This is a genomic window from Sphingomonas pseudosanguinis (assembly GCF_014196255.1).
Taxonomy (GTDB): Bacteria; Pseudomonadota; Alphaproteobacteria; order Sphingomonadales; family Sphingomonadaceae; genus Sphingomonas; species Sphingomonas pseudosanguinis.
The window spans coordinates 75,376-93,991 of sequence record NZ_JACIDH010000012.1 but is presented as its reverse complement, the minus strand read 5'-3'; the positions used below and the strand labels follow the sequence as shown (position 1 = coordinate 93,991).

21 protein-coding genes and 1 riboswitch are annotated in these 18,616 nt (G+C 63.9%); of the genes, 13 read left to right on the top strand and 8 right to left on the bottom strand.

From position 1 onward, the window contains the following. Positions 1–58 precede the first annotated feature (58 nt). Genes GGR48_RS13005 through GGR48_RS13000 form a run of 3 tightly spaced genes read right to left on the bottom strand, consistent with a single transcriptional unit; the run spans position 59 to position 1,942 of the window. Complete coding sequence (locus GGR48_RS13005; RefSeq protein WP_183952281.1) at positions 59–952, bottom strand: replication initiator protein A; 894 nt, start codon at positions 950–952, stop codon at positions 59–61. Between the two features lie 46 nt (positions 953–998). Beyond that, positions 999–1,292, bottom strand: coding sequence for a ribbon-helix-helix domain-containing protein (locus GGR48_RS18450; protein ID WP_373853882.1), 294 nt, complete (start codon positions 1,290–1,292; stop codon positions 999–1,001). A gap of 2 nt (positions 1,293–1,294) precedes the next feature. Beyond that, the gene (locus tag GGR48_RS13000) at positions 1,295–1,942 is read right to left on the bottom strand and encodes a ParA family protein (RefSeq protein WP_047867243.1); all 648 of its coding nucleotides are present in this window, start codon (positions 1,940–1,942) and stop codon (positions 1,295–1,297) included. Between the two features lie 172 nt (positions 1,943–2,114). On the opposite strand from GGR48_RS13000, the gene GGR48_RS12995 reads away from it, so the two are divergent. After that, a complete protein-coding gene (locus tag GGR48_RS12995; RefSeq protein ID WP_076711803.1) occupies positions 2,115–2,327 on the top strand; it encodes a protealysin inhibitor emfourin in 213 nt (70 codons plus the stop codon). 154 nt (positions 2,328–2,481) lie between these two features. On the opposite strand, the gene GGR48_RS12990 is transcribed toward GGR48_RS12995, so the two are convergent. Then, complete coding sequence (locus tag GGR48_RS12990) at positions 2,482–2,742, bottom strand: hypothetical protein (RefSeq protein ID WP_021320008.1); 261 nt, start codon at positions 2,740–2,742, stop codon at positions 2,482–2,484. A gap of 580 nt (positions 2,743–3,322) precedes the next feature. Between GGR48_RS12990 and GGR48_RS18445 the strand changes: the two genes are divergently transcribed. The 4 genes from GGR48_RS18445 to GGR48_RS12970 all read left to right on the top strand — a co-directional run bounded on the left by GGR48_RS18445 (position 3,323) and on the right by GGR48_RS12970 (position 7,665). Beyond that, on the top strand, positions 3,323–3,613 hold the full coding sequence (locus GGR48_RS18445; RefSeq protein WP_076711802.1) for an IS1096 element passenger TnpR family protein: 291 nt from the start codon (positions 3,323–3,325) through the stop codon (positions 3,611–3,613). Then, positions 3,507–4,061, top strand: a complete 555-nt coding sequence (locus GGR48_RS12980) for a hypothetical protein (RefSeq protein ID WP_183952284.1) — start codon at positions 3,507–3,509, stop codon at positions 4,059–4,061. The genes GGR48_RS18445 and GGR48_RS12980 overlap by 107 nt, the downstream gene beginning before the upstream one ends. A 317-nt stretch (positions 4,062–4,378) precedes the next feature. After that, entirely contained in the window at positions 4,379–7,072 is a 2,694-nt protein-coding gene (locus GGR48_RS12975) for a TonB-dependent receptor plug domain-containing protein (protein WP_007406879.1), read from the top strand. A 41-nt stretch (positions 7,073–7,113) separates the two neighbouring features. After that, positions 7,114–7,665 (top strand): GNAT family N-acetyltransferase, encoded by a 552-nt coding sequence (locus GGR48_RS12970; protein ID WP_010408831.1) that lies wholly within the window; start codon positions 7,114–7,116, stop codon positions 7,663–7,665. Between the two features lie 201 nt (positions 7,666–7,866). Here GGR48_RS12970 and GGR48_RS12965 read toward each other — a convergent pair whose 3' ends face one another. Together GGR48_RS12965 and GGR48_RS12960 are read right to left on the bottom strand one after the other, a co-directional pair. Beyond that, positions 7,867–8,319 carry a DUF190 domain-containing protein gene (locus tag GGR48_RS12965; RefSeq protein ID WP_204200589.1) on the bottom strand — a complete coding sequence of 151 codons (453 nt, stop codon included), beginning with the start codon at positions 8,317–8,319 and terminating at the stop codon, positions 7,867–7,869. Next, on the bottom strand, positions 8,276–9,634 hold the full coding sequence (locus GGR48_RS12960; protein ID WP_007406263.1) for a voltage-gated chloride channel family protein: 1,359 nt from the start codon (positions 9,632–9,634) through the stop codon (positions 8,276–8,278). Before GGR48_RS12960 ends, GGR48_RS12965 begins: the two co-directional genes overlap by 44 nt. A gap of 23 nt (positions 9,635–9,657) precedes the next feature. Continuing rightward, positions 9,658–9,734: riboswitch (Fluoride riboswitch) on the bottom strand. A 163-nt stretch (positions 9,735–9,897) separates the two neighbouring features. Between GGR48_RS12960 and GGR48_RS12955 the strand changes: the two genes are divergently transcribed. Genes GGR48_RS12955 through GGR48_RS12940 form a run of 4 tightly spaced genes read left to right on the top strand, consistent with a single transcriptional unit; the run spans position 9,898 to position 12,982 of the window. Then, positions 9,898–10,263, top strand: coding sequence for a DUF305 domain-containing protein (locus tag GGR48_RS12955; RefSeq protein ID WP_219994278.1), 366 nt, complete (start codon positions 9,898–9,900; stop codon positions 10,261–10,263). 1 nt (position 10,264) lies between these two features. Beyond that, positions 10,265–11,704, top strand: coding sequence for a YncE family protein (locus GGR48_RS12950; RefSeq protein WP_007406255.1), 1,440 nt, complete (start codon positions 10,265–10,267; stop codon positions 11,702–11,704). 1 nt (position 11,705) lies between these two features. Next, complete coding sequence (locus tag GGR48_RS12945) at positions 11,706–12,215, top strand: RNA polymerase sigma factor (RefSeq protein ID WP_007406239.1); 510 nt, start codon at positions 11,706–11,708, stop codon at positions 12,213–12,215. Then, positions 12,212–12,982, top strand: coding sequence for an anti-sigma factor family protein (locus GGR48_RS12940; protein WP_183952280.1), 771 nt, complete (start codon positions 12,212–12,214; stop codon positions 12,980–12,982). Before GGR48_RS12945 ends, GGR48_RS12940 begins: the two co-directional genes overlap by 4 nt. A gap of 51 nt (positions 12,983–13,033) precedes the next feature. On the opposite strand, the gene GGR48_RS12935 is transcribed toward GGR48_RS12940, so the two are convergent. Continuing rightward, a complete protein-coding gene (locus tag GGR48_RS12935; RefSeq protein WP_183952279.1) occupies positions 13,034–13,546 on the bottom strand; it encodes an MgtC/SapB family protein in 513 nt (170 codons plus the stop codon). Beyond that, positions 13,543–14,610, bottom strand: coding sequence for a molybdopterin-dependent oxidoreductase (locus GGR48_RS12930; RefSeq protein WP_183952278.1), 1,068 nt, complete (start codon positions 14,608–14,610; stop codon positions 13,543–13,545). Before GGR48_RS12930 ends, GGR48_RS12935 begins: the two co-directional genes overlap by 4 nt. Positions 14,611–14,756: 146 nt before the next feature. On the opposite strand from GGR48_RS12930, the gene GGR48_RS12925 reads away from it, so the two are divergent. The 4 genes from GGR48_RS12925 to GGR48_RS12910 all read left to right on the top strand — a co-directional run bounded on the left by GGR48_RS12925 (position 14,757) and on the right by GGR48_RS12910 (position 18,597). Further along, positions 14,757–15,629 (top strand): LysR family transcriptional regulator, encoded by an 873-nt coding sequence (locus GGR48_RS12925; RefSeq protein ID WP_183952277.1) that lies wholly within the window; start codon positions 14,757–14,759, stop codon positions 15,627–15,629. After that, positions 15,626–16,777, top strand: a complete 1,152-nt coding sequence (locus GGR48_RS12920) for a TDT family transporter (RefSeq protein WP_183952276.1) — start codon at positions 15,626–15,628, stop codon at positions 16,775–16,777. Before GGR48_RS12925 ends, GGR48_RS12920 begins: the two co-directional genes overlap by 4 nt. 89 nt (positions 16,778–16,866) lie before the next feature. Next, positions 16,867–18,102: a molybdopterin-dependent oxidoreductase gene (locus GGR48_RS12915; protein ID WP_183952275.1), complete on the top strand. Its 1,236-nt coding sequence runs from the start codon at positions 16,867–16,869 to the stop codon at positions 18,100–18,102. Between the two features lie 12 nt (positions 18,103–18,114). After that, the gene (locus tag GGR48_RS12910; RefSeq protein WP_183952274.1) at positions 18,115–18,597 is read left to right on the top strand and encodes a c-type cytochrome; all 483 of its coding nucleotides are present in this window, start codon (positions 18,115–18,117) and stop codon (positions 18,595–18,597) included. Positions 18,598–18,616 lie beyond the last annotated feature (19 nt).

The following is an 18,616-nucleotide window of genomic DNA, read 5'->3' as shown; positions in this document are numbered from 1 at the left end:
AATGGATGTGGCGCGAACTTGGTATCGAGAAACTGCGCCGCTAACTGCCCGCTGACGCTTACCGTGAATCTGTGTCCCTACAATGCACAGGGGCCAACTTGGCAGTCAGTGCCAGCGCCTCCGCTTCACCCCGAAGTCGAAACAGCACGGCAGGACTGCCATCGGCTGTTGCGGCCATGTGCATCGCATAATCGGGGAGCTGGTCGGCTTCCACCACTTTGCGCAGCATCCGGTTGAACTCTTTTGGTTTGCTGTCGCTGCCTGTCTTGTCGCGCAGCACCTCGACGCGACACGTCCACCCGCCCTTCTGATTGCCGGCGTGCTTGCGCGCGATACGATACAGGGCGCGTTCCAGCCCCCCGGTCAGCAGGAAATAATCTTGGTGCATGGTGAGCAGTGACCGCTCCCCCATAATACCCTCATACACCCAGTCCGACAGCGTAATGGTCATCCCGCGCGGTTGGTCAGTGTCCGGGTCCACCTCCAGCGTCCATTTGTCGAGCCAGTTGAAACCGGCCTTAGTCCGCCGCTTGGGCGCGCGGATCGAGGTCGATATGGAAGTCGTTTGAAGCCGCTGGAGTGCAGCCTGCAACTCCTGATAAGCCCGGCCGCTGGTGTCGCGCTTGATCGCCCGCAACAGGTCATAGGACGTAGTTCTAAGTGTCCGGGGAAGGTCGTTGACCCCCTGCTCCCGCATCCGATTGAGCGTGGACGCCGCCCATATCAAGATATCGGCGTCCCAGATCGTGGCCATGCCGTAGGCGGGGATCGCCTCAATCTTGACCCACGTCTCGCCGTCCGGGCTGCTATATTCGATCGGCTTCACCCGCTTGCGCTTCTGGAGCGAGAAGAACGGCCGCTCCATCGTCTCCCGCTGATCTTTCAGCGGGAGGTCGCCCATCAACGGGATGAACAGATCAAATTCGGGGTTGGGATTTTGGCGCTTGGTCATGAAGGATCAATCCTGCCATCCTGCATTGTTGCAGGTGTGCACATCGTCACACACGGCCGAATTGCTTGTCGGCTTCATACTTGGCGACCAGTTCGCTGATCGCTTCAGCAAGGAGATCTTGGTGACTCCGCCGGGTCCGCGCTGCCAAAACGCGAAATGCCTCCGCCGTGGGATCTGCAGGATCAAAATATGCCCCGAGGTGATACTTACCCGGTCGCTTGCCACCTGATCGTGCGGCACTCGGCGGCAAGGTCGCCGGAGCCGACTGGCGTTCCAGCTCGGGTTCGCGAGGGGAGGGTGCCGCTACTGCCGGCCCCAACAGGGAAGTCCGTTTCGCCATAATCAAGCTTTCACATTTGCAGGTGTGCAATTGATCACATCATCAAATATGTGCTTCTGCAAGGCTGCAATTTCCAAGGCAGCTTTACCTTTCGGCTCATGCTCAATGACGCCCAAGCCGTAAGGCCATGCCGCTCGGTAGACGCTGCGCTCCCGCAATACGGCACGCGCCACCCGTAAGCCGGTTGCCTCGGCAAGCGTTTTGGCATCGTCCAGCAATGTGGTTGCGGTAGGGGGGGCGGCATTCAGCACGACCACGCCCGTTCGCCCCGTGCTGGTGATAAGCTGTGCCGTGCGCTTGATCGCATCAAGATCGATCAATGACGGACGGCAGGGGATAACGACCAGATCGGCACGCTGCGCCGCTGCGGCGGCTTCCGCGCCCGCCGCTGGCGGTGTGTCGATGATAGTAAGTGCAAAGCCGTTGGCCTCAGCTGCATCAATCGCTTGGTCGAGGCGTCTCGCACTGATTGGCTCGACGTGCGGCAGCTCGGCCGTTCGTCGCTCGCTCCAAGCGGTCGCGCTCTCCTGCGGGTCGAGATCAAAGAGAGCCGTCTTGATCCCGACCGCTTCAGCAGCGACCGCCAAATTCACCGCGAGCGTCGTTTTGCCAACGCCACCCTTCTGAGCTGCAAGAGTGATAATATGCACGTGTGCACACCTTCAATAATTCAGATATGATATTATGCAGAACGGCAAGGTCGCACAAGTGCTATGGTGAGGCGCTCTGCTCCTAAAGCATGGCAACGCATGGGCATGCGCTGGATAAATCTGTACGATGCGCCGCTGCCACCGAGGCCCGGAGCATAGTTGGAGTGATCTGATGCAGAAGGGCAAGGCCTTGGACGAGACGATAAAAGGTGAGGTCCGCTTGTGCATCGAGGGCGGTCTTGCCCATTTCCCCGGACTGGCGGAGGAGCAGACGGTCTCGTTTGACGATCTCGCCACCTTGGAGTGCCAGGAGATCGCCAGTCTCGCCGATCAGGCGGACTTCTTCAGCTGCACGCCTGCTAACTGTAGGCGCTTGCAATCGTAGCGGCGTCTGCTCGCAAACGGAGCGATTTTCTGCTCGGATTATCTGACAATGGGCGGAGCAGTCTGCTCACGCTAATTGCCAATGTGCTCGCCATCATCCGGCGCTGCTCGCAGTCATGGTCGCCTGCTCACATTATCTGCCAGCGGGAGTGGCGTCAGCGTGGCACCCGGATGGAGCCGTCCGCGATCCCTTCGGCGATATTTGAGAGCATGACGGCGTAGCGGTGCAGGCCGGGGAAGCGACCGGCGTTTCTCTCGATCTCTTCGCCGTATCCGGCATCGAGCAGCGCCTTGAAGTCCGGCATCACGTCGAACATGCCGCCGAGCAGATCGATATCGGAAGCACCGATCAGCAGCAGGGCATTCGCATGGGCGTCGAGGCGTTTCATCGTCTCCAGCATTTCGGTTTTGGTCATCGCACCCTTTCCGCTTGCGTGGTGTCATCGCCTATTATGCGCTGGCCCTGTTCGCGAAAACCTTCCTTTCTGACGACCTCGCGGGCGGGCCATGACGACAACGCATTTCTGCGGCCCGCCGCTTGTCAGAACTGTTCTGGAAACCTGCTTCGCAAAAGCGCTTGCCGGCTACGGGTTTGGAGAGCCCATTGGCACGGAGCGTGAGCACAACGCCCCGTTTGCAAGCAGCGCCGGATGATGGCGAGCACACTGGCAGATAATTCGAGCAGGACGCTCCCCGCCAGTGGCAGAAAGCGTGAGCAGGAAATCAGGCTGTTTGCGAGCACACGCCGCTATGATTGCAAGCGCCTACAGCTATTCCGCACGGTTGCGCCAGTACGGCGCGAAGGATGGGCGAGTGATGAAGCTGGCAGCGGCCTGCCGGCAGGCAGGCTATCGCTATTGATCTCACCGCGCGATCGGCACCTGATCGATCCGCGTGGTCCAGGACGGGCTCTTGAAAGCACGCTTGGTGTCGTAGCTCTTCTGGGGGGCATAAAAAAGCTGGGGGTGACGGTGCTGATCCGGTAGCTTTAGGAGCATGTCGAAACCGGCTCCGCTTGTCGCTTACCGTCTGAAGGTCGGCCTCCGGGATATATCGCCGATGATTTGGCGACGCTTGCTGGTTCGCAGCGATCTGACGCTTTTTGGTCTGCACCGGGTAATCCAGATCGCGTTTGGTTGGGTCCGATGGTGGCAGGAACGTCCGCAATCTTCAATGGGACATGCGGCCGAACGCCGAGCATGTCCTCGACTATTTCCACATCGCCATGCGGGTGACGGTCATGCAGCAGATCGCGCGCGGATTGCCGCCCCCATCCGAGACGGATAAAGACGTGGCCGTCGCCACTCTCGAGCGAGTTCGGCACTTCCTCTGGCACGGCAACTGGCGCCGTGCTCTCGACCTAATCGGCGACGTCGAGACCAGAATGCTTGGTGCGACAGATCCGGATGTCACCGACGAGCCGATGAGCCACCCACAGGTCTCGCCGCAAGCTCGCAATCTCCTCAAGCATTTGCGGGAGTTCGAAAGCTATATCAGCGCCAATGCCAGCATGATCCCGAACTATGGCGAGCGACGACGATATGGCGAAGCAGTCTCGACCGCCTTCGTGGAATCGACCGTCAACCAGGTCGTCGCAAAGCGCTTCGCAAAGAAGCAACAGATGCAGTGGACGCCCAGAGGGGTGCATCTGCTTGTGCAACTCCGCGTCCGTACCCTTGATGGCACGTTGGCCAATGACTTTCAGAGGTGGAGGGACGAACGGAAGGCGGCATGACCCCCAACTTTCTCATGCTCCCCGCGTCGGCGGGGGTGGCAGGGCGGATCACCGCGGCAGCTTGCACATAGCTTCCTTACATCACTTACCTGTATCAATTCTGCAACATAGATACCCTCAAGCGCGCAGACGCGAAAGATTCTGTTTGTCAGTCTAGTGCCGACGCGGCCATTGTTGCTTCAGGCGATGCGAGCAAACGACACCGCCACATTTGCAGGGCTGATCATCAAGCGTTCCGGCGCGCCGAGCTCAATCGGCGGTCGGGAACGGGAACATGGGGAAGGACGCCTGAGAGCCACTCATCAAGGGAGCATCAGATGATCAGACATACCACGTCAGCTGGCGCGATCGCGTTCGCGCTGCTTGCTGCCGGTACCGCGCACGCGGCGGAGCCTGTCGCGACGACAACTGCGGCGACAACGACCCTGCCGCAAGCGGAGGCGGCGCAGGACGCGTCGGCATCGGCCGGCACTGCCGCCTCCGCGGATCCCAGCGACGACATCGTCGTGCTCGGTACGCGACGCACCGATCGCACGCTGGCCAACTCGCCATCACCGGTCGACGTCATCAGCGCGGCCGAACTGACGACACAGCCGTCGGCGAACATGATCGACCAGCTGAAGAACATCGTGCCCTCGTTCTACGCCGGGCAGAACTCGATCTCCGACGCGTCCACCTTCGTGCGCTCGCCGTCGCTGCGCGGGTTGGCGGGCGATCAGGTGCTCGTCATGCTGAACGGCAAGCGCTACAATCGCGCGGCGCTGGTGCAGGTCTACGGCGGCAGCGATACCGGGCTCGGGCGCGGTGCGCAGGGTCCGGACATCTCCGCCATCCCCTCGCTCGCGATCGGCAGCCTGCAGGTGCTGCGCGAAGGTGCCACCGCGCAATATGGCTCTGACGCGATCGCCGGCGTGCTGAACTACGGTCTGCGCGAAGATCAGGGGATCGAGATCGTCGGCCGGGCGGGCCAGTACTACGCGGGTGACGGCGAGAGCTACCAGATCGCCGGCAACGCCGGCCTCAAAGGCACTTGGGGCTTCATCAGCGCAACCGCCGAATACGTCGACGAGGGCCAGACCAGCCGCGGTGTCACGCGACCGTCGGCGGCCAATTTCGCGCAGAACTTCCCCGCGCTCGCGTCGCAACTGCCGAACTTTCCCGGACCGGTGCAGATCTGGGGCAATTCGCCCATGCACGGGTTCAAATCGGTGGTGAACGCCGCGATCAACGTCACCGACAACAGCAAGCTCTACGCGTTCGGCAATTACGCCGAGAGTAAGGGCAACCAGAGCTTCAACTACCGCGCTCCCGTATCGAGCACCGCGGTCGACACCAATGGCGTGGTGCGCAACCAGGGCGCGAACGGCGCCTTCAACAACACCTTCTTCCTGACGCCGTGTCCAACCGGCAACGCTACTTGCCCTGCAGGCGGCTTCGTGCGCGACACCAACACCTTCCGTTTCGCCAACCTCTATCCGGCAGGCTTCACGCCGCGCTTCGTCGGCAAGTCGCAAGAGATCTACGGCGTAGTCGGCTACAAGGGGACGAGCGGCGACTTCAGCTACGACTTGTCGGGCACCTGGGCGCGAAACAAGCTGGCGCTGTCGATGTACAGCTCGGCCAACTTCTCCTTCGGTCCCGCGACCCAGACCAGTTTCGACTTCGGCGATCTGATCCAGAAGGAAGTGAACGCCAACGCCGACTTCACCTATGCCGCTGACCTCGGGCTCGCAGCGCCACTGACGATCTCGTTCGGTGGTGAATTCCGCAAGGAAACCTACGAGCAGACTGCCGGAGACGAGCAATCCTATGCCGCCGGTCCTTACGCGGTCGCGCAGCGGCTCTACACGCAGACCGCGCCCGGCGTGTACGCCTTCTCCGGCACGACCGCCGCGCAGGGTGTCGGTGCGAGCGGCTATGCCGGCACCAGCCCGCAGACAGCGGGCAAGTTCAGCCAGAAAGCCTATGGCCTGTACGTCGGGCTCGAGACCGATCTGACCGAAGCGCTGACGGTCGGTGCAGCCGGCCGCTACGAGCATTATAACACCTTCGGCGACGCCTGGGTCGGTAAGGTCAACGCGCTCTACAAATTCGCTGACGCCTTCTCTGTCCGCGGCAGCATCGGCACCGGCTTCCACGCGCCTTCGCCCGGTCAATCCAACGTCTCGATTGTGACGACCTCGTTCAACAACGGCGTCGCATTCCAGAGCGGCACCTACCCGACCAACACCGCAGTGGCGCAATATTACGGCGCGAGCGATCTGACGCCGGAGAAGTCGACCAACTACGGCGCTGGCTTCATCCTGGAACCGGTCGCCAACATGACGATCACGGTTGACGGCTATCAGATCGATCTGCGCAACCGCATCGGCCTCACCTCGCCGTTCATCGTCACCGCGGCCGATCTCGCCGCGCAGCCCGCTCTGCTCCCAGTCGGCGTCGGCGGGCAGGTGCAATATTTCACCAACGGGTTCAAGACGCGCACCCGCGGCATCGATGTCGTCGGCACCTGGCGCACGACGCTGAGCGAAGCACTGCTCAACTTTTCGATCGCGTACAATTACAATGATACCAAGGTCGTCGACTACAACACGCGGATCATCAGCGCGGCGCAGCTGATCGATGCCGAGAATTTAGCACCCAAGCACCGTGTGGTATTCAATGGCAATTGGTCGCTCGACAACCTGAGCTTCAACGTGCGCGAGAACTATTATAGCTCGTTCACCAGTGCGCAGGATTACGGTCAGACCAACGGCGTGCCTAATCAGCGTTTCGGCGGCAAGTTCACCACCGACCTCGAGCTGAGCTATACCTTTGCCGACCATTTCACGCTGGCAGTCGGTGCGCAGAATTTCACCGACGAACGGCCCGATCGGCTCGCTCCGACCGCGACCGTGCAGATCTATCCGCTAACCGGCGGGACCTCTGATGGTCAGGTATACCCGCGAAATGGCGGCCCCTTCGGATTCAACGGCGGCTTCTACTATACGCGTCTGCGCGTGAAGTACTGACAAGCAGCGGTGAGGCGGATCGGTCCGTCTCACCGCTTCTCATGGGACAAGACGTGAAGCTTACTCCACGCACCGCCACGATCGACGATCTGGACGCCCTCAAGATCACGATCCGCCGCGCCATCGACCAGCTGCAATCAGGTTTTCTGACACCTGATCAGATCCGTGCCAGCCATCAGGTAATGGGTTTGGACACGCAACTGCTGCGGGATGGTACCTACTTCATGCTGCTCGACGGGGACACGATCGCGGGCTGTGGCGGGTGGAGTTACCGCAAGACGCTGTTCGGAGGAGACGCGAGCATCGTGGCCCGAGAGCCCGAACGCCTCGATCCGGCGATCGATGCGGCGCGGATCCGTGCGATGTACACTGACCCTGGCTATGTTCGGCGCGGCCTCGGCCGCATGATCTTAGACTTGTGCGAGAGCGCCGCGCGCACCGCCGGTTTCGTTCGCTCAGAGATGATGGCTACGCTGGCGGGGGAGCCGCTCTACACGGCGTGCGGATACCGGCGACTGGAGGCGCCGATCGCTGCAGCAGCAGCAGATGGCGTGTCGGTACCGCTAGTCCGGATGGGCAAGTCACTGCAGTGATGTCGCAAAATAGCGACATACGAGACGCTCGGAACTCAGGACTTTGGCGACACGACCCCAGTCCCATAACCCCGTCGCCAGGTGTCCATTTCGAGAAAGCGCAATCGGGAACAGGTTTTGGGAAATGGTGCCGCCCGAGAGGTGAAGTGCCCTCCCTCACCTTCTGTGATCCTGGCTGGGGTTCCTTTACGGGAACGCCGATCAGGCTCTGGTTAGCTCAGTTTTGCGCGTGATAGTCCAATGCTCCAGTCGTTTGTAGACGATCACCTTGTCGCCGATCAGATCTCCATGCCGGCGACAGAAGAGGTCGAGCTGATCGCGATCGCCGACCAGTTCGACACAGATCGTCAGATGCGGATCGGCAATTTCCGAGCCGTTCTCCCGGATCGGTTCGTGATTGCTGAAGCCGTAATGGGTATTTTGCGCGACGGCGTTGATGATGCCGTCCGCCTTCGCGGTGCGAATCAGCTCGCGATAGAGCGGCTTTGCCCCCCAGAAGCGACGCGGGCCGATCTTGTCGGACGGTTTCAGATAGATGCGCAGCATCCCGACTTCGCGGTGATGGACGGTGAAACGATTGGGCATGACCGGCTTTCGACAGGAAACAGGATCAGGCGCGCGTGCGCCGGCGAGAAGCGCGGTGCGTGCGGGCATCGCGCAGGGTCGCGTCGGGTGTGAGGTGTGCGGCAGGTACCTTTGGCACAGCGACGCGCTGCGACAGGTAGATGCCGTTGTGGCCTGAGCAGAGGTAGGCGACGAAGCACGCGACTGCGATCGGCACCGTATAGGCCGCGCCGAACAACTCGATCCCCATGAACGTGCAAGCCAGCGGTGTGTTGGCCGCGCCCGCGAACAGCGCGACGAAGCCGATCGCTGCGAATAGCCCCGACGGTACTCCGAACATCGGCGCGAGCGCATTGCCGAGCGCCGCGCCGATAAAGAACAGCGGCGTGACCTCGCCCCCCTTGAAGCCCGCGCTCAGGGTCACGACGGTAAAGAGCAGCTTCAGCGCCCAGCTCCACGAGTGCGTATCGGGACCAAAGAAGCTGGCGATGGTCAGGCTGTCCGGTGTCGCGGCGAGCGTACCCAGGCCAAGATAGTCGCGGGTTCCGAGCAGCCAGACCAGCGCAATCACGGCCAGCCCGCCGATAACGGGTCGTAGTGGGCCATAGGGGATCACGCGCTTCAACCATCCGCCCAGCGCGTGATTGGCCTCGGCAAAGGTCAGCCCGGTCAGACCGAAGGCAATGCCGGCGACACCGGCCTTGGCGACGAGCAGCGCGTCGACCGGCACCAGCGCATCGACATGGTAGACGCCGTGATGAATGCCCCAGGCAAGACAGGTCCAGTCACCGACCAGCGCCGCGACCAGGCATGGCACCAGCGCGCGATACTCGACCCGACCGATCGCCAGCACCTCCAGTGCAAAGACCGCGCCCGCAATCGGCGTCCCGAAGACCGCGCCGAACCCAGCCGCGATCCCGGTCATAAGGAGGGTGCGTGTCGCTTCCGCATCCAATCTGAGCGCGCGTCCAAACCCGCTGGCAAGACTGCCGCCCAACTGCACGGCGGTGCCTTCACGTCCCGCCGATCCCCCGAACAGATGTGTCACGACCGTGCCGAAGAAGATGAGCGGAGCCATGCGCAGCGGCACGCCGCCCCCCGGTTCGTGGATTTGCTCGACGATGAGGTTGTTGCCGCCTTCGACCGAGCGCCCTGTCAGATGGTAGAGCAGTCCGACCACGAACCCGCCGATCGGCAGCAGGTAGAGCAGCCAGGGAAAGGCGAAGCGAAGCCGGGTTACGGCGTCGAGGCTCCGCAGGAAGGCCGCGCAGAGCGTTCCCACCGCTGCGGCCATCGGGACCAGGATCAAAGCCCACCGCAGTACCGACGTGGCATGGGTGCGGCGATCGCGAATGAACGCTGCCATGTTGAACTGGTCATAGAGATTGCGAAATGTCGCGCGCACGATTCCTCCTTGCTGCCTTGCGGCGCCTGGTAGGAATCATCGGCCCTTGCGAGGGCGGTTCGACCGAATGGCCCGGCGGAAATCCATCGCCGTGCCTGCGCATATGCTGTCCGACCGCGACCCGGTCAACCAACCGCAGAAGCATGAGACTATCGTTTTGGTGAGGACCGATAAAATGGCTTTGGCCACGGAATAAACCCCGACGAGCATCGTCTACGCTTTCGAGACCGATGCGCTGGAGGCTTATGCGTAGACGAGATTGGATGCTGGGTCTGACGGCTTCGGCCCTACTTACCGGCGCAGTCGCGGCCGCCCCCGCCGATGGCTACGCTACCATGATGTCTGTCGCGATGGACCGGATGATGGCGGGCATGATGGTCAAGCCGTCCGGTGACGTCGACCGCGACTTCGTGGCGATGATGCTTCCGCATCATCAGGGTGCCATCGATATGGCGGTGGCGGAGCTGCGCTACGGCCATAACGAGCAGCTCAAGCGCATCGCGCAGGAAATCATCATCGATCAGCAGCAGGAGATCGCCGCCATGAAGCTGGCGATCGGCCAGCCGCTACCGCCTTCGACGCCAGCCCCGACGCAGGGCGGCGACCACCATAGCCCTATGGAGCACTGACATGATCCGGACCATCCTGCGCTCGGCCGCCTTGCTGATGAGCGCCGCACCGGGCCTCGCCATGGCCCAGCAGGCGCCGTGGAACGCTAAGGACATGCCCGTCAGCCACCGCGACCGCGTCTATGCGTCTGAACAATTCTCCAACACGGTGTCGGTGACCGACCCGGCCGACAACCGGCTGCTCGGCGTCATCAAACTCGGCGATCCCCAGCCGATGAACTTCTCCCCGCTCTACAAGGGACAGGTGCTGGTTCACGGCCTGGGCTTCTCGCCGGACGGGAAGACCTTGGCGGTCGTGTCGATCGGATCGAACGCCGTGTCGTGGATCGACACCGCCACCAACACCGTCAAGCACACGACCTATGTCGGGCGCAGTCCGCACGAGGCGTTCTTCACGCCGGACGGCAAGGAGGTGTGGGTCACGGTCCGCGGCGAGGATTATATCGCCGTGCTCGACCCCACGACGTACAAGGAGACGGGGCGCATCAAGACGCCCGGTGGTCCGGGCATGACGATCTTCTCTCCCGATGGCCGGTACGGCTATGTCTGCTCTTCGTTCAATCCGGTATTGGCTGTGTTCGATGTCGCGACCCACGCGCAGGTCGGACAGGTGGCGCAGCCAAGCCCCTTCTGCCCCAACATCGCCGCGACGCCGGACGGCAAGCAAGTGTGGTTTACGCTGAAGGACATCGGCAAGACGGTCGCATTCGATGCTCGGCCACCCTTCGCGATCCTGAAGGTGCTGGATACCGGGCCTATCACGAACCATGTCAATTTCGCCCGCACGGCCAAGGGGCAGTTCGCGTATGTGACGGTCGGCGGAGAGAATGTGGTCAAGGTGTTCCGCACGTCCGACTTCACGCCGGTGGCAACAATTCCGGTCGGCAAGATGCCGCACGGTGTTTGGCCATCGGGCGACGGCCGGCGCGTTTATGTCGGGCTAGAGAATTCCGATGAGCTGGCCGCGATCGACACTGCCGGCAACACGGTCGTCGCTACCGTGCCGGTCGGACAGGCACCGCAGGCGATCGCCTATGTGTCGAACGCAGTTCCGACAGGCCCCGGCACCGACAATCTCCAGCCGCTCGGCACAGCGGGCAAGGCGCTGCATCTGACCATGGGGCCGATTGGCGGCAAAGGTACGGCAAGCAGCATCACCCTCTTCGACCAGGGCATCATTCAGGTCGTGCAGAGTGCCGTTACCGGTTTGCAGCCCAAGAAGCCTTACATGCTCGTACTGACCGCCAATGCGGACGGCAGCGGCGCTGTAGAGCCGCTTGCGAACTTCATGAGCAACCCGGCAGGTGCGGCGATCGTCAACGCATCGGGTCCGATCCGCCAGATCGTTCAGGGCAGCACCGCGACACCCCGGCGCTTTCTGGCGGTTGCGGAGGTGGTGAACGGCGCGCCGGGGCGCATCGTGCAGGTGCAGCGCGACTGAGATGGACCCGCTTGCCGCCGCGATCGAACCGCTGATCCCCGGGCTGCGCCGCTATGCCCGGTCGTGGTTGCGCGACCGGGTGATGGCGGATGACGTGGTGCAGGATTGCCTGGAGCGCGCGGTCGGGCGCTGGCGACAGCGACGGGGTGCGGAGGTCCGCCCGTGGGTCTATGCGATCCTGCACAATTTGTTGGTCGATCATCAGCGGCAGCATAGCCGGCGAGGTACGGCGGTTCCGCTCCACCTCGTGGACGACGCCGCGCTCGGCCGCCCGGCCGATCAGGACACAGGCCTGCACCACCGCGACCTGCTGCGCGCGCTTGATGCGTTGCCTGAAGAACAGCGAACGGTGCTGCTCCTGGTCTCGGTCGAGGGCCTGCCCTATGCGGAGGTCGCTGCCGTAGTCGGCGTGCCGCTGGGCACGGTAATGTCGCGCATATCGCGGGGGCGCGACCGTCTGGCGACCCTCCTCCGGGAGGGTGAACGGCCGCGATTGAGGAGCGTGCAATGACCAGCCCGATCGGCGAGGACGATCTGGCCGCATGGATCGATGGCAGGCTGTCGCCCGAGCGGCAGCGCCTGGTCGACGCCTATCTTGAAGGCCAGCCGGACGTGCATGCCCGTGTGCGAGAGCAGGCGGAGCAGGCGCGAGCCCTTGCATCCCTGTTCGCCCCCGTCGCGGATGAACCGATCCCGGCGACGATGCGCGTGGCAGCGATCAGGGGACGGCAACGGCAACCGCGTTGGCAGCTCGCCATCGCCGCGTCACTTCTGCTGGCGTTGGGGTTTGGCGGTGGCTGGTCGAGCGCGCGGTGGAGCGGCGAACCCCGCGCGGGCATCGCGGCGCTGGCCAACGAGGCGAGTGATAATTTCCGTGTCTATGCCGCCGACCGGATACGACCGGCGGAGATCGGCCCCGACCAGCGCGACATGCTGATCCGATGGACCTCCGCTCGATTGGGTGAGCGCGTCACGATCCCGGACCTCAGCACGGCCGGCTATCGCTATGGCGGGGGGCGACTGGTCGCGACGCCCCATGGCCCTGCGGCACTGCTCCTCTACGACGGACCGCAAGCGTCGAAACTTGCGGTGCTGACGAGGCCCATGCAGATCGACAAGACTGCGAGCATGACCAGCACGTCCAGCGGGACCATGGGCCGGGTCACATGGGCGGTCGACGGGATCGGCTATAGTGTGGTGGGCGAGCGACCCGCGGCCGAACTGCATCCGATCGCCGATGAAGTCCGGCGTCAGGCAGATGCCGCGCTTGTGTCCTGATAGCGCCTTGCCGCCTCCCGGCGCCGACGGGCACCGGGCGGTCCAGCGCGATCACGGCTTGCGCTCGACATCCTTCCTGTCGGTCTCGGCCGGCGTCAGACGGGCTCGCTCGCGGATGCGGCGTTCCAGCGGCGCGCCGACGAACAGGACGAGCATTGCAAGGCTCACCCCGCCGATGATGAGCGGCCACACCGCCAACCCTGCTGCCGCGCCGATCGTGGCCGTCACCCAGATGCACGCGGCGGTCGCCAATCCATGCACTTCCTGACCCTGGCCGACCCGCAGCACCGCGCCGGCACCGATGAAACCGACGCCTGTCAGAATGCCCTGCATCGCCCGCCCTGCGGCGTCGGCGTTTACATTTGGCAGGCCACTATGCACGACCGCCTGCACGGCGATGCAGCTCGCCAGACCGACCAGACCCAGCGTTCGCAAGCCCATGATCTGCCGGTTCTCGCGCGAGCGTTCCCAGCCGAGCACCATCCCGGCCGCGGTCGCCACCACCAGCCGCCCGATCGCATCGATCCAGAAGCCGATGTCCGATGCCGCTGACGCTTCGATCATTCGACCAGCACGTGGACGTGATGCCAGGCGGTGCACAGATATCCGGCGAAGTTCCACATCGTGTCCGGCCGTTCGGGCTGTCCCTGTCCAGCCCCGTCGAAGGCGCGCACGACAAGGTGCTGGCGACCTTTGGCAAGCGTGGCGTCGAGGGTCCAGCGCCGCCAACCCCAGTGCGTCTCCGGATCATCGGCGAACGTCGCCTGTTGCCACTCGCGACCACCGTTTACCGACACTTCGACCCGAGAGACGCGGCGATCATAGGCGATGGCATAGCCCTCGATCCGCACCTCCCCGGCCGGCAGGCTTTCGCCAGAGCCGGGCACGCAGATCGCGGCGTTGAGCGGCATGGCATTGATGGTCAGACCCCGGCTCCAGTCGACGGTGTCGCTCGTCACATCGGCGGGAAACAGCTTGTAGTCGTGCGCCTGGATCGGTGCGTCGGAAGGCATGTCTCGCACCTCGATCCGTGTCAGCCATTTGGCGCTGCGCACGCCGGCATAGCCCGGCACCACCATGCGGAGCGGTGCGCCGTGTTCGGGCGTCAGCGGCTCGCCGTTCATCGCCCAGACGAGGAGGACGTCGGGCTGCCGCGCCTTGCTCATGGCGATCGATACCCCGAACAAGGCTTCCTCGCCCTCCACGTCCACCTCGTCCGCGCCGGTGAACGCCACGAACAGGTCGGACGCATCAGGTGCGCCGACCGCATCGAGCACATCGGCCAGGCGTACGCCGGTCCACTCTGCATTGCCGATCGCGCCCACGTCCCACGGGTCGCCGGACGTTTTGGCGACCTGCTGGAGATCCGTGCGCCGGTTGCCGGCGCACTGGAGAACTGCCGTCACCGTGCGCGTGGCAAACGTCCTCTTCAGCTCCTCCACCGAGAAGGAGCGGCTCGCCATGCCCGTCCCGCTCACTTCGATCCGATGATCGGCAGGCAGATCAGGCACCGCACCATGGCTGCGCACATAGAACAGCGCCTGCGGCGTCAGGAACCGCTCGATCAGCGCGCCGGGCGTCGGCTCGGCGTTGTAGGGATCGGATTTGCGCTCGATCATATCGGTCATGGACGAACAAACGCCGCAAGCGCGCGGATCGCTTCAAGTCTTCAAGACCATCACAGACGAAGGATTACCGATCGTTCCGATATCCAGATTGGAATGAGCAGATCAAACGGTTGGTCGTATCGATCAGATTGCGCGATATAAGCTGCATGACCCTGGAGCAGCTCAGAATCTTCGTCGGTGTCGCCGAGCGCGAACACGTTACCAAGGCAGCGGAGGTGCTGAACGTCACGCAGTCCGCTGCCTCCGGCGCGATTGCTGCCCTCGAAGCGCGCTACGGGGTTCCTCTGTTTCACCGCGTCGGGCGTGGCATCCAGCTGACCGAAGCAGGCCGCGGCTTTCTGGAGGAAGCGCGCGCGGTGCTGGGGCGGGCAGCGCATGCCGAGACGATGCTGGCGGACTATGCCGGGCTTGCCCGTGGTTCATTGCGGATCGTCGCCAGCCAGACGATCGCGAGCTACTGGTTGCCGGCAAAGCTCGCCGCCTTCCACGAACGCCACCCGCAGATCGCGGTCGAACTGGCGATCGACAACACCGAAGGCGCGGCAGCGCAGGTGCTGAGCGGCGCGGCGGAACTCGGCTTTGTCGAGGGCGAGGTGGACGAACCGGCACTCGCCCACTGGAACGTCGGGCGTGATCCGATGGTGCTGGTCGGCCGCGAGGACGCCGAACGTGTCGACGAGGCCTGGCTGCGCACTGAACGCTGGATCGTCCGTGAGCTGGGATCGGGTACGCGCTCGACCTTCGAGGACGTGCTGCGAACGCGCGGGTTTGATCCGGCCCAGCTGACGATAGCGATGACGCTGCCGTCCAACGAGGCGGTGCGCACCGCCGTCGAGGCGGGTGCCGGCGTTGCCGTCTTGTCGCGATTGGTCGTCGCGCGCGCGCTCAAGGCCGGTGACCTTGTCGAGCTGCCGCTCGGGCTGCCCGACCGCGCCTTTCACGCGCTGCGCCACAAGGAACGCTATCGCACCCGCGCGGCCGACGCGCTGACGGACCTCATCAAGGAGCAGGTCGCATGACTGCCGACACGCACTCCGTTCTTGGCGGCCTCAAGCCGCTCAGCCGGCTCGATCATCCCCGCGAGATGATCCGTCAGTTCACGCCCAACTGGTTCGCCGCGACGATGGGCACGGGCATCCTTGCCCTCGCGCTGCCGCAGGTGCCCGGCATCGGGCCTTCGCTCAAACCCGTTGGCGAGGTGTTGTGGTTCTTCAATATCGCACTCTTTGCGCTGTTCGCCGGCCTTTATGGCGCGCGCTGGGCGATGTTCGGGCACGAGGCGCGGCGCATCTTCGGGCATAACACCGTGTCGATGTTCATCGGCACCATCCCGATGGGCCTCGCGACGATCATCAACGGCTGCCTCGCCTTCGGCATCGCACGGTTCGGGAATGGCATCGTACCGGTCGCACACGTCCTGTGGTGGATCGACGTCGCCATGTCGCTCGCCTGTGGCGTGCTGATCCCGTACATGATGTTCACCCGTCACGAGCACAGCCTGGACGGCATGACCGCGGTATGGCTGCTGCCGGTCGTCGCTGCCGAAGTGGCGGGCGCCAGCGGCGGGCTGCTCGCGCCGCATCTGACCGATCCTCACGCGCAGCTAGTCACGCTTGCGACCTCCTATGTGCTGTGGGCCTATTCGGTGCCGGTCGCGTTCGGCATCCTCGCCATCCTCATCCTGCGCATGGCGCTCCACAAGCTGCCGCATGAGAGCATGGCGGCGTCCTCCTGGCTGGCGCTGGGACCGATCGGCACGGGTGCTCTGGGCATGCTGGTGCTCGGGGCGGACGCGCCGGCGATCCTCGCGGCGCACGGGCTGGCCGGTGTCGGTACCGTCGCGCAAGGGATCGGCGTTGTGGCCGGACTCTGCCTGTGGGGCTTCGGCCTGTGGTGGCTGGCGCTCGCGACGCTCATCACCATCCGCTACTGGCGCGCCGGCGTCCCGTTCAACCTGGGCTGGTGGGGCTATACCTTTCCGCTCGGCGTCTACACCGTCGCCACCTTCCGCCTAGGCACGACGCTGAACCTCGGTTTCTTCAGTTTCGTCGGCACGGTGCTGACAGTCGCGCTTGCGGCGATGTGGCTGCTCGTCGGCGCCAAGACGCTGGCCGGCGCATGGCGCGGCAACCTGTTCGTCTCACCCTGCATCGCCACCCCGAACTGATCCGCCATGATGATCGGATCAGTCGGTCCGATCACTTGCCAAACGCCCCTTCGATCCGCCAGCGTGGCTGGCCACAGGAGAGCCTTGTCATGGACAATTTCGACGCCGGACTGGCGAGTGAGACCAGCCGTCGCCGCTTTCTCAGGCATGCCGCGCTCGGTACCGCCGGCCTTGCCGCCGCGCCGGCACTGGCGCAGCAGCTCGTCGACCTGAAGCTGCCTGGCGGCAATGCCGAACGGCCGATGACCAGCGCCTTTCCCGGCAAGGGCAGCATGATCCTCCAGCGTATCCATCCGCCCTTGCTGGAAACGCCGATGGACGTGTTCGACAAGTCGGTGTTCACGCCCAACGACCAGTTCTTCGTCCGCTGGCACTGGGCCGACATCCCGACCTCGATCGATGTCGAGACTTTCCGCCTCAACGTCTTCGGCCACGTCAACCGACCGCTGTCGATCAGCCTCGCCCAGCTGCTGCGCCTGCCGCGGGTCGAGATGGCGGCGGTCAACCAATGCTCGGGAAACAGCCGTGGGCTGTTCCAGCCACGTGTTGCCGGCGCGCAATGGGGCAACGGCGCGATGGGCAATGCCAAATGGCTCGGTGTGCGCCTGCGCGACGTGCTCGACCTCGCCGGGGTCAAGACAGGCGCGGTGCAGGTGCGCTTCGGTGCGCTCGATCAACCGGTCGTGGCGGGCGCCCCTGACTTTGAGAAGGCGCTCGACATCGACCATGCCCGCGACGGCGAAGTGATGATCGCCTTCGGCATGAACGGCGAGCAGCTGCCGCTCCTCAATGGCTTTCCCTGCCGGCTGATCGTGCCGGGCTGGTACTCGACCTATTGGGTCAAGATGCTGAACTCGATCGAGGTACTGCCCGGCCCCGACGACCAGTATTGGATGGCCAAGGCCTACAAGATCCCCGCGACGCCGGGCGCGAATGTCGCGCCCGGCGCCAGAGACTTCCCGACTGTCCCCATCAACCGCATGATCCCGCGCAGCTGGATGACCAGCCTGCCCGATGGCCAGACGATAGCCTATGAGGCATCGATCCCGGTCGGCGGCATCGCGATGGGCGGCGACTGCGGCGTCGCCAAGGTCGATGTATCGTCGGACGGAGGCCGCACCTGGTACAGGACGACGCTCGGAGCGGACGAGGGCAGGTACAGCTTCCGTCGGTGGGATGGTCGCGTGCCGCTGCGACGCGGTGCCAACCCGATCATGGTGCGCTGCTGGAACACCAACGGTGTCGCCCAGCCGATGAAGCCGATCTGGAACCCGGGCGGGTTCATGCGCGGCAATATCGAGACCACCACCATCATCGCGGCCTGAGGAGCGAGTAGCATGAAGACCCCGTCTCCCGGCATCATGGCCGCTGGCCTGATCGGCCTGACCGGCATTATCCTCGTCTCGATCGGGGCGCCGAGCAGCCGCAAGGCGCCTGCCCCGATCTCCGAGACATCCGAGCCGGCACCGCCCACCAGCGTCTCAGCCCGCGGCTTTTCGCTCGCCTCGACCAGCGTCGACCTGCCGGTCGATGACGCTACCTACCCCGATGGTCCGCACGCCGACGTCATCAACGCCAACTGCACTTCGTGCCACTCGGCCAGCATGGCGCTAACTCAGCCTGCGCTATCGGCGGACCAGTGGAAGGCGACCGTCACCAAGATGCGTGAGGTGTACAAGGCGCCAGTGGCCGAGAAGGACGTCGATGCGATCGTTGCTTATCTCACCGCTATGCCGAGCCAGAAGGTGGCACCCGCGACCGGCAAGGCGCAGGACCCGGACCCCAAAGTGGCTCCTGATGTCTCAGGTGGAACCGGCTAACCGATCTACTTCCATAATC